This window comes from Amphritea sp. (assembly GCF_050300915.1).
In the GTDB taxonomy this organism is placed as follows: Bacteria; Pseudomonadota; Gammaproteobacteria; order Pseudomonadales; family Balneatricaceae; genus Amphritea.
The window spans coordinates 24076-35434 of the sequence record NZ_JBNKYN010000043.1; the positions used below are offsets into that span (position 1 = coordinate 24076).

The window sequence follows — 11359 nt, forward strand, 5'->3', positions numbered from 1 at the left end:
ATAACCTGTAGTTTTCGGGGCGGCTATGGCTCCCTATTTTTTTGGACATTATCAAAAATGCTGTTAGTTGTTCGGACAATTGCCCTGGGTGCTTTGGGTGGGCTGATTGCCCGTTGGCTTGGACTGCCATCGGCCTGGCTTATCGGCGCATTACTGGCGGTGGTGCTGGCTGGGGTTAGCCACATTCAGGTGGCGATGCCAGCGGCAACATCATCTGTGATCACGCTGTTTCTGGGCATTTCTGTAGCGCTTAATATTGAGTCGGGGCTGGTGGATCAACTGCTTCACTGGGCCGGTTCAATTGTGCTGATGTGTCTGATGCTGGCTTCGCTATTATGGGTATTATATCGCTATTACTTATCCCAGCGTGGCTGGCGCAGGGATGAGGCGTTGTTCTGCTCAGTGCCCGGCAATCTGGCCATTATGCTCAGCATGGCTGCTGAAATGAATGCCAATGTACGTCGTATTTCGCTGATACACAGTGTCCGTCTATTATTTCTGGTGTTCTGCATACCACTGTTTCTGCCCGTTGCAGAACGCAGTGTTTCTGTGCAGGGGCTGCATATCGATCATCCGGAGCGAATGTTCATTACCATCGCTCTGGCGGCCGTGATTGGCTGGTGCCTGAAGCGTGTGAAACTTCCGGCTGCGATGCTGGTAGGCGGGATTCTGGCTACCCTGTTGTTGAAGCATAGCCTGGGGTGGGACTGGCGCTTCCCGGATATGATTCTGGTTGCCTTACTGGTATTTCTTGGCTGCGCTATTGGCTCACGTTTTAATAATATCGATATTCGGGAGTCAATTGCAGAGATCAGGGCTGCTACCGGCGGTTTGATTATTACCCTGGTTGTATCCGCTGGATTTGCGGCGGTGCTTCACTATGTTGCCGCTATTCCCTGGACCCAGGCGATGCTGGCTTATGCCCCGGGTGGAATGGAGGTGATGATCGCCATTGCCATGAATCAGGATGTCGATGCGCTGTTTGTTGCTACCCATCAGCTGTTCAGAATGCTGATTATGAGTATGACAATACCACTGCTGCTGATTCTGATAAGACGAAAAACGTCTGAATAAAGCCTTGAAGGAGCGCTTTGCCGGGCAAAACTCTTAGCGGGACGATTGTAGAACTGCAGCATGCAGCTATGAGTCACACGTTGAGTTCAGCAACACAAAGATTCGTCAACCAGTCACTGATTGTCGTCGGCGTTGACGGACTTCAGCACTGTCCCGGGCATTGTTTAAACACCTTTTTAGTGCAGCTATCGCAAATAGTATTGTTTAGCCTGGGGACTATCTGGCTTAGCGCATCATCAACTGTCGGATAAAAATTACCCGCGCCCAGCTTTTCAAAATAGTTGTTGGACTCAAGCTCATCCCTGACGGTATTTTTCAAGGCACAAAAACTTAATTTCAATCCGTGCTTTTCCAGGTTTCTGGATTCTTGCAGTAGCATCTCAGCACCCGCAACATCGATGAAATTGATGCCTGCACAGTTAATTAAAATATGATGATGCTCAGTGAACCGGTCATTTAATTCTGAAAGTGTTTTTTGAACATGATTCACGGCACCAAAGAAGATAGAACCATCGATACGGACAATCTTCAGCTGCGGACACTCTGCTAATTGAAACCGCTGTATGCTTCTCAGATCTGTTGCGGTTGCACCGGGTTTGGGGGCCACTTCCATGATGGTGGGTCTGGATGTGCGCTTCAGATAAAAGATCAGTGACAGTATGACGCCAAGGTAGATTGAGAATTCCAGTTCGACGATCAGTGTTGAAAGGAAAGTCACAAGCAGAATGGAGGCTTCCTGTTTATTGCTGCGCAGTATCTGGCGAATATGGTGCTTATCGATCAGGTTCCAGCTGATCAGGAGGATGGAACCCGCCATCGCCGGCAGGGGAAGAAACTGAGTGACTTCGGGGATGAAGAGCAGAATCAATACCAGCAGAGAGGATGCAAAAACGGCGGCCAGCGGCGTTTTTGCACCACTGTCATAGTTAACCCCCGTCCGGGTGAACGAGCCAGACCCGGCAAAACAGGAGAAACAGCTACCCACAATATTTGACAGTCCCTGACCGATGAACTCCTGATTACCATCAATACGCTGGCCTGATTTGATAGCAATGGCACGCGCGATGGACACGGCCTCAACCAGCCCCAGAATAGCTATCGCCAGCGCCCCGGGCAGAATGGTGTTGAAGCTCTCTTCAGAGAGTTGAGGAAATGAGAAGACCGGAAGCTGACCGGAGAGGGCACCCACCAGAGGCACGCCATTTTGTTCGCCATTGAGCAGCCAGCAAGAGAGGCTGCCTATGATGATGCCGAACAGCATAGCGGGTATTCTTGAGTCTATGTATTTAATGATCAGTGTCGCGGCAATGGTTATCAGGGCGATCGTCAGTGAGAAGATATTGGTAATCGGCAGCGAGCTGATCAGGATGTTCCAGCTCTCGAAAAAAGAGGCACCGGATGGCACCGCAATGCCCAGCGCATGTTTGAGCTGACTTGTCGCAATCAGAATGGCTGCCCCGGCGGTGAAACCGATGACCACGGTATGGGAGATGAAGTTGACCAGAACGCCCATGCGGGCCAGCCCCAGGCCTAACTGGATCACGCCCGCCATCAGGGTCAGCGTCAGTACGGTAGGAATAAAGGCACTGGAATCCGGAGGTGCCACGGCACTGACAATACTAAATACAACGATGGAGATAGCCGCTGCGGGACCTGATATCAGGTGAAGTGATGATCCAAATAAGCCTGCAACAACTGAGGTGATGATTGCTGTGTAGATGCCAAACTCAGGCGGAACGCCTGCGATAAGTGCGTAAGCTACCCCCTGAGGTAAAACCACAATCGCACCGGTGAGACCCGCGATCAGATCTGCCGTCAAAGACTGACGATTGACACCACGGCCCCAGACCAAAAATGGCAGCCAGCGTTGTAGCATGATGCTCAGGCTGGGTTGGGTCTTTCGGGGCGGAACGCTTTTATTGATCATAAGTGGTTCAATCTTTCCAAATGATATTGTTAAGTCAGCGGTTTGTTAGTGAGGCATCGATCAACTGCTCAGGTGTTGCTTGATTCGCCGGTTCCCGTGGGGCGATCAGGGTGTAGCAAATATCTGCCTGATTTTATCGTTTGAATAGTGATTTATCAGGGGGCTGATGGATTTATTCCAGAGCCATCGGCAAATTAGTGTACATATCATTTTCATGGTTAAGTATTCACCAAGCTGTTTCGTTTTTCACCCTATTGAAAAAAAGGGGGGAGCAGTGCTCCCCCTAAAGTTTCGCCAGAGATCATGCGAAATAAGACCTGGATGACATTCAGGTCGTTAACAGGCTGTTGGCAGAACAAAAAATATCTGTTTACCAGATACCAAATAAATATCCGTTTTGTTGGGCTTTTCCTGTGCGTGAAGCGACATCCTCATTGCTTATGGTGACGCGGGTCTTTCGATGCCTGAACCAGTCATAAACCGCTTGCGACAGCTCGGCTCTGATCGCTTCATAGTCAGGATGATTGCCCAGGTCATTCAACTCCTGAGGGTCTGACTGAAGATCAAACAGTTGCGGTCGGAAATGTTCAAAATGGATATATTTCCAACGATGGTTTCTCACCATAAAAGCACGGGTCTGATCAGGCGCGAGTTGCAGTTCGGTGCGTGCACCACGCCAGGCGTAGTCGGCTTCACTGAAAACAAATTCGCGCCAGTTTTCTGGTTTTTCTCTACTCTGAATCTGGCTCAATAAAGACCGCCCCTCCAGTATGTGGGATGCCACTTGTCCGCCAGCCAGCTCTATAAAAGTTGGCACCAGATCAATCGATTCAATCAGTTCATCATTTGTTTGCCCTCTGGTGACATCCGCGTTCTGCGATGGGTCACAAATGATGAGAGGGATACGCACACTGGGCTCATGAAAGAGCTCTTTTTCGCCGAGCCAGTGATCACCCAGGTAATCACCGTGATCGGCTGTCAGGACGATAGTGGTGTCGTCAAGAATGCCTTTTTGTTCCAGAAACTGCATCAGTCGTCCAATATGGTCGTCCAGTTGTGTGATCAGCCCCATGTAAGCGGGAATAACGGTTTTGCGGGTCTCTTCACGGGAAAAAACAATCCCTTCCGAGTGGTTCATAAACGCAGCGATAACCGGATGGGGATTATCGCGTTCCGCCTCAGATTTGACGGCAGGTAGAATATCGTCTGCGCTATACATATCGTGATAGGGCGCCGGTGCAATGTAGGGCCAGTGGGGCTTGATGTAGCTCAGGTGAAGGCACCAGGGCTGATCTGCTGCCTCGGTGATGAAATCCATTGCCCGGTTGGTTGTATAGGCGGTTTCCGAATGTGCTTCAGGTACTCTGGCGGGTAAATGGCAGTTGCGCATATGCCAGCCACTGAGTACGTCGCCATTATCATCTTCGGCAGAGTTTGCCCATAGATGCCAGGGGTTGTCACCTTCAAAGCCATGCTCGCGAAGATATTGATTATAGGGAAGATCCGGATTGACACTCTGGTCCGGGTGAAGGCCATCATCACGTTCAAAAGGTTCGAAACCGCACTGAGAGAGAAGCACACCACGGGATGTGTCGGGATTGATTCCCAGTCGACTCATCCCCTCATCATCGCGTTTCATATGGGTCTTGCCAACCAAGCCAACTCTGTATCCCAGTGGGCGCAGATACTCTCCCAGTGATTTTTCACTGATGTTAAGGGGCACATTGTTGTAGCTGGCACCGTGGCTGAATGCATACCGTCCAGTGTAGAAAGACATACGTGATGGCCCACAAACTGGCGCCTGGCAATACGCCCTGGTGAAATTAACGCCATTCTTTGCCAGTTTATCGATATTGGGGGTCTGAATTGTAGGGTGCCCATTACAACCCAGGTAATCGGCACGTAGCTGGTCCGCCATGATGAATAGAATATTGCGTTTTTTACTCATTAGAATAAGTCTCAAATAAACAGATCAATTTCATTATTCTTCCGGGGATACGTCTGCTGCAGAAAGAACATGATTAACTTTTCTCGTTAATTTATTGACTTGACCGATAAACGCAAACTACATTTTCATCAGGTGAAAACTAATGTGGAGAAGAGCCTTACATGAGTAAACAGATCAGAGCACTGATGCGCGGGTTACAGGTGATTAAAGCGATGAACCAGTCAGACTTTCCGATGAGCCTGAATGAACTCCATAACGTGACAAAACTGGACCGGGCCACACTGCTACGTATTCTTTATACTCTTGAGGAGGCCGGCTGGGTATACCGGGGGTTGGGTGATAATTGCTACCGTATCACCTATCAGATACATGAACTCGGACTTAAAGTCAGTACCAACGATGCGCTGGCGCAACTCGCGGCACCTGTACTTGAAAAGCTGCAGGAAGAGTTAGTCTGGCCTTCAGATATTGCCATCTATAACGGTAATAGTATGGAGATTGTTGAAACCACCAGAAAACGTACGCCTTTTATCATCAATCGGGAAATCATGGGGGCAAGGCCGGACATGCTTCAGTCTGCCATGGGACGCGCCTATGTTGCTTTCTGTCCCGACCGTGAGCGTGAAGCCATTTTATACCGGTTGAGAAACTCAGAGAGCAAAGAGGGGGAAATAGCGCGTAAAGAAACGCGGTTGAAAGCGCTACTGAATGATATCCGCAATAAGGGCTATGCTGAGCGAGAGGAGGGCTACTGGGGGGCTGTTGGTAATTATGGCGGACTGGTCAGCGCCATCGCTGTTCCCATCATGCTGATGGGTGAGGTGCAGGCAACCATGAATCTGGTGTGGCTTACCAGTACCAGTGATCAGCTGCAGATAGAAGAGGAGTATTTACCGCACTTACAACGGGCTGCTGCGGAAATAGCGAGTCTGTTATTTGATAATCAACTCTACTGATCCCCCGTATTACTTTCTTTCTGTCCATAACCTTTAAATTTGCATATTTCACCTGGTGAAAATACAAATTGATTTGCCTCAATCACTATCTTAACTTTGGGTTAACTGAGGTGCGGTTCGATAGTGAAAATAGCCTACACGAAGCCACCACTATCTGGATAAAGCCTTAACGCGGCTGGAATAAGTGCGGAGAATGCAGTGTCGACTATTATTGAAAACCCTTTGATCACCAGGCATCAAAAACTCATCAAACGTTTGCAAAAGCTTTTTATTGCAGGGCAGTGGCAGGATAGTGCCGGAGAGGAAACGATAGCGGTTTATGATCCGTCTAACGGGCAGGTGATTAGCCAGCTGGTAGCCGCCAATGAAACTGATGTGAATAAAGCCGTCAGTAGCGCACGAGAGTGTTTTGTCAGCCCTGTGTGGGCAGCAATGAAACCAACAGAGCGTCAACGGCTGTTAATGCGACTCGCTGACCTTATTGAACAACACGCCGATGAACTGGCTGAGCTGGAATCGATTGATAACGGTAAACCCGTTGTTGCCGCCCGTCAGGCTGATCTGAATGGTAGCATTGAGTTTGTTCGTTATATGGCGGGATGGGCGACTAAAATCACGGGTGAAACACTGGATGTTTCGGTACCTCGCCTTAAAGAAGGCAAGTTTTTTGCCTACACAAAACCTCAGCCTGTCGGCGTTGTCGCGGCAATCGTTCCCTGGAATTTTCCATTGATGATGGCACTGTGGAAAGTGGCTCCTGCACTGGCGACTGGTTGCACCGTAGTGCTAAAGCCTGCAGAACAATCATCACTGACAGCACTGCGTTTAGGCGAACTGGTTGCCGAAGCGGGTTATCCCCCGGGTGTGTTAAATATCATCACCGGCTATGGCGGCACGGCGGGGAATACACTTGTCCATCACCCTGATGTCGACAAGATTACATTCACCGGCTCTTTACCAACCGGCAAGCTGATCGGACATGCCGCTGTCGAAGGGATGAAACGCTTCACTCTGGAGTTAGGCGGGAAATCGCCGATGATCGTGATGCCGGATATCTCTGTAGAACAGGCGGTTCAGGGTGCGGCGATGGGTATCTTTTATAATCAGGGGCAGGTTTGTACTGCCGCTTCCCGGTTATATGTGCATCGCTCGTTGTATGACGATGTTGTCAGGGGGATAGCCGAATTCGCTGCCAGGATGTCAATCGGACCAGGCTTTGATTCCAATACTCAGTTAGGCCCACTTATCTCAGAAGACCAGGCTGAAAAGGTCTGTGCATATGTCCGTCTGGGTCAGTCAGAAGGTGCTGAACTTATTACCGGCGGTCAGCGACTGGATCGCCCTGGGTATTATGTTTCGCCCGCTGTTTTAGCAAATGCCAACAATCAGATGCGGGTGGTTCAGGAGGAGATCTTTGGGCCGGTGCTGACGGTCATGCCATTCGACTCAACAGAAGAGGTCATTGAGCTTGCAAATGGTACGGAATATGGCCTGGCGGCCAGTGTATGGACCAACGATCTGAAGGCGGCTCACCAGATTACCGAGAATGTGAAGGCCGGAATCAGTTGGGTTAACTGCCATAACGTGCTGGATCCAAACCTGCCATTTGGTGGTGTCGGTTTTTCTGGTATTGGCCGGGAGTTAGGCGCCGCATCCATTAATGCTTATCTGGAACCTCACTCAGTCATGATGCGGTTAGCGTAACCCACTTAAATAATGAAGAACAATTTCTAAGATGGACAGAGCCATGAAACTAACGACCCAACACGAAAAAGATATTGCATATGTTGTGCATCCTCAGACAAACCTCGGACAACATGAAAAAAACGGTCCGTTAATCGCCAGCCGTGGTGAGGGAATCTACATCTACGATGATGCAGGCACAAAATATATAGAGGGGATGTCTGGTCTTTGGTGTGCATCTCTAGGCTTTAGCGAAGAGCGTCTTATCAATGCGGCGGCTGAGCAGATGAGAAAGCTGCCATATGGACAGACCTTTGCTCACCGGTCAAATGAGCCGACTATCGCGCTTTCAGAAAAACTGATTGAGATGGCCCCGGTTCCAATGTCAAAAGTCCTGTTCCAGTCATCCGGTAGTGAGGCAAACGATACCGCGATAAAGCTGGCCTGGTATTACCACCATGCGAAGGGTAACCCGAACAAGAAGAAGGTTATCGGGCGGGTGCGTGGTTATCATGGCACAGGTTTGGCCACCGCCAGCGTCACCGGGCTGCCGCATATGCATAGCGACTTCAATCTGCCGTTCGACTGGGTATTGCATACGGATTGTCCACACTACTATCGCCTGGCGAAAGAGGGCGAAACGGAAACGGATTTTGTTAACCGCTTAGTTAGCAATCTGGAACAACTGATCGAGGATGAAGGGGCAGATAATATTGCTGCTTTTTTTGCCGAACCGATTTTAGGTGTTGGTGGTGTTGTCATTCCCCCGGCCGACTATTTCCCAAAAATTCAGGCGGTTCTCAAGCGCCACGACATTCTTCTGGTCGCGGATGAAGTTATCTGTGGTTTTGGGCGGACGGGTGAAATGTGGGGTTGCCTGACCGTTGGAATGCAGCCTGACATGATCACCTGTGCTAAAGCACTTTCCGCTGCCTACATGCCTATCTCTGCGGTGTTACTCTCGCAGCCTATCTACGAAGCGATGGTTTCTGAGAGTGACAAGATAGGCACTTTTGGTCATGGCTACACCTATGGTGGACACCCTGTCTGTGCAGCGGTTGCCCTGGAAGCACTGGCTATCTACGAAGAGCGCAATATCGTTCAGCATGTTCGCGAAGTCGGCGATTATTTTCTGAAGCGACTGGCCGGGTTCAGTGACCATCCGTTAGTGGGCGATGTGCGTGGCGCTGGGCTGCTGGCAGCTATAGAGCTGGTTAAGGATAAAACCACTAAAGGGCCATTTGATAAGCCCCAGGTTATGGCTGCGAAAGTCGCTGAGTTTGCTGAACAGGAAGGTTTATTGGTTCGCCCGATTGCCGGAGAAACGCTGGCATTCGCTCCACCCCTGATCACCACCAAAGCTGAAATTGATATGATTATCGAGAAAACAGCGATCGCTTTAGATGCAACCTACCGTTGGTATAAAGGCTGACAGACTTAGTTAGCTTAAAATAAAGGCACGGTAATCTGCAGTAATCCTTCCCCTTCTTAACCGGTGCTAACAGTAGACGCTATAAAACCAACGGTGGTTTACCACCGTTGGTTTTATAGCGTCGCTCACAATTGCCAAACCATAGCCCGCTTGTTGCACTGCCTGATACTTCCTCCCGCATTTCCAAAAAGTTTTTCCCTACCCAGCCCACGGTACCTATTAGGTGATCTGGATTAGGTGATCTGGCAACTGTGCGTTTGTGGCACTCAATACCGACAGCCTGTTGAGGTTACCTGGCTGAGTGCACTCAATGCGTTTTTCGTTCTTCCGGGTAAATTCATGACGCTGCTTTCTGTCATCAGACAGGACCATACCTGATCAGCATGTAACGGTTGCTTTAATGGCTCAGGCTTATGCCTCTTAAGCCTTCTGCCTACAAGGCCATCTCCTCAGATTCAAAGCCAGCTCACGATAGATACGCTAAATCCGCTATTTGTATCAATAAGAATCTGTGACGTTGCGAAGGGAGTCAACGTAGATAGCAAAGCCCTGGTCAGAGGCTTTCTCAGTGAGCTCACAGAGGCAAACTCAGATTGATAGCGCTAACCGGGTGCGCTGATGGCAAACGCTACGCATGTCAGCCTGATATCGATTTCTTTTACAGAGATCTTAGATCGAGTCAGCAGAGGTGTTTATGTCTCTGTTCTTTGCGTCATTGATAACGTGGTTGAATTTATGCCGTGCGCACGGCAACGCTTTGTTACGGGCGTTCCCGCTTCAGCTTGCGACAGAAGTGTATGATTGGGTTATCGGTATAACGTGACTTTTATTATGCAGAACTTTTTTGGGGGGGCAGCGGCGGGGTCAATAGACGTTGTGAAAAGGGTGCTAAACGGCTGATTACTTGACGTATTCATGTTGATATCAGTAAGTCGTCAGCCGTATTAGTTTATGGCTTTTAGTTTATGCCCCGATAAAATGTAAATCCGAATTACAGATTAAACTGACTTGCCAGCTTATCTATCTCTTCTAACTGTAACTTTTGGTATGCATCACTGGCTTGCTGCTCCTTTATAGAACTTACCATTATGTCTTCTACCTCTGTTCTGGCACCAAGTAGTGATTCAATAACAGCGAGTCCACAAAATGGAACATAGGCCTCGGAATAACCTCCCTCATGTATCATGACCAGTCGATTATTACAGAGTTCCTTAGCCGACTCCATAACGGAGAGCGTTAAGCTTCTGAAGTCATCGCTACTTAACATCATGCGTCCCAAAGGATCTAATGAGCTGGCATCGTAGCCGCATGCAACGATAATTAATTCTGGCTTAAAGTTATTTAAAGCTGGCTGTACAATACGCTCCATCGCATGAGCGTATGCCGCTCCACCACTGCCAGGGTTAAGTGGGATATTAATATTATAACCAACCCCTTCACCACTGCCCCGTTCACATTCACCGGTGTAGCCTTTTGGAAAAGCACCTGCCTGATGTAAAGAGATAGTCAATACATCTGATCGATTATAAAATATTTCCTGTGTGCCATTGCCATGGTGAACATCCCAGTCCAGAACAGCAACTCGTTCGATGCCAAATTTAGATTTAGCTTCTTCAATGGCGATAGCAATATTTGAAAGATAGCAAAATCCTAGTCCCTCATCAGGCCGAGCATGATGACCTGGCGGACGGGATAACGCATAAGCATTATCCAGTTCACCGGACAGAACCGCATTGACTGCTCCGATGGCCAGACCCGCTGAGAGTGCTGCGGTTTCATAAGTACCGTAAGCGATAGGAGCCTGCAGACCCACAGACCCCGCCCCCTTGCTGCTTTTTTCAACTAATTCATCCAGATAACGCTGCGTGTGTACCCTGAGAATCGCTTCCCGTGTTGCCGGTGTCGCTGTTTCCAATGCAAGAAGAGATGATATGCCTGAAACATCCATCAGGTTCTTCAATCTTCGCTTACTTTCGGGTGATTCCGCATGACCACCGCTGGTAGAAGGTTGTACCCACTGACTAATGGGTAGAACTAATGTGTGCTGACTTGTTGTATGCCAGAAGCACCGTTCATCAGAAAAAAAACCAGTTTTGTTCATCTCTATAACACAACGGTGAAAATGAAATTTTAAATGAATATCATATGAGTGAGATAGATCAATTAAAATTTTGTTATTATGCAAAATGATGTGACAGATGATGTTAAACGGATGCTGACGTGTCATCATCTGATTGGATGCTGATGTGGATATCTTACATGCTAAGAGAATTGATTTAAATGATCCTTAGTGTCTTGTCTATATAGTTAGAATTGATAAGAAATTAATCTACAAATCC

Annotated in this window: 7 protein-coding genes and 1 pseudogene; 4 read left to right on the plus strand and 4 right to left on the minus strand. The window is 48.7% G+C overall.

Going from position 1 to position 11359, the window contains the following annotated elements; genetic code table 11:
• The first annotated feature begins 57 nt into the window (after positions 1-57).
• Positions 58-1074, plus strand: coding sequence for an AbrB family transcriptional regulator (locus tag ACQY8X_RS12505; RefSeq protein ID WP_428035475.1), 1017 nt, complete (start codon positions 58-60; stop codon positions 1072-1074).
• A gap of 142 nt (positions 1075-1216) precedes the next feature.
• On the opposite strand, the gene ACQY8X_RS12510 is transcribed toward ACQY8X_RS12505, so the two are convergent.
• Positions 1217-3001 carry a SulP family inorganic anion transporter gene (locus ACQY8X_RS12510; protein ID WP_428035476.1) on the minus strand — a complete coding sequence of 595 codons (1785 nt, stop codon included), beginning with the start codon at positions 2999-3001 and terminating at the stop codon, positions 1217-1219.
• A 370-nt stretch (positions 3002-3371) separates the two neighbouring features.
• Positions 3372-4949 carry an alkaline phosphatase family protein gene (locus tag ACQY8X_RS12515; RefSeq protein WP_428035477.1) on the minus strand — a complete coding sequence of 526 codons (1578 nt, stop codon included), beginning with the start codon at positions 4947-4949 and terminating at the stop codon, positions 3372-3374.
• Between the two features lie 161 nt (positions 4950-5110).
• Between ACQY8X_RS12515 and ACQY8X_RS12520 the strand changes: the two genes are divergently transcribed.
• The 3 genes from ACQY8X_RS12520 (at position 5111) to ACQY8X_RS12530 (ending at position 9020) form a co-directional block, all read left to right on the plus strand.
• Positions 5111-5905 carry an IclR family transcriptional regulator domain-containing protein gene (locus ACQY8X_RS12520; RefSeq protein WP_428035478.1) on the plus strand — a complete coding sequence of 265 codons (795 nt, stop codon included), beginning with the start codon at positions 5111-5113 and terminating at the stop codon, positions 5903-5905.
• A 198-nt stretch (positions 5906-6103) separates the two neighbouring features.
• A complete protein-coding gene (locus tag ACQY8X_RS12525; RefSeq protein ID WP_428035479.1) occupies positions 6104-7609 on the plus strand; it encodes an aldehyde dehydrogenase family protein in 1506 nt (501 codons plus the stop codon).
• 43 nt (positions 7610-7652) lie between these two features.
• Positions 7653-9020, plus strand: a complete 1368-nt coding sequence (locus ACQY8X_RS12530; protein ID WP_428035480.1) for an aminotransferase — start codon at positions 7653-7655, stop codon at positions 9018-9020.
• 365 nt (positions 9021-9385) lie between these two features.
• On the opposite strand, the pseudogene ACQY8X_RS12535 reads toward ACQY8X_RS12530, so the two are convergent.
• Both ACQY8X_RS12535 and ACQY8X_RS12540 read right to left on the minus strand, forming a co-directional pair.
• Positions 9386-9500: pseudogene (locus ACQY8X_RS12535) on the minus strand (IS3 family transposase); the annotation flags it as partial.
• A 511-nt stretch (positions 9501-10011) separates the two neighbouring features.
• Positions 10012-11250 (minus strand): class II histone deacetylase, encoded by a 1239-nt coding sequence (locus tag ACQY8X_RS12540; RefSeq protein WP_428035481.1) that lies wholly within the window; start codon positions 11248-11250, stop codon positions 10012-10014.
• Positions 11251-11359: the final 109 nt, after the last annotated feature.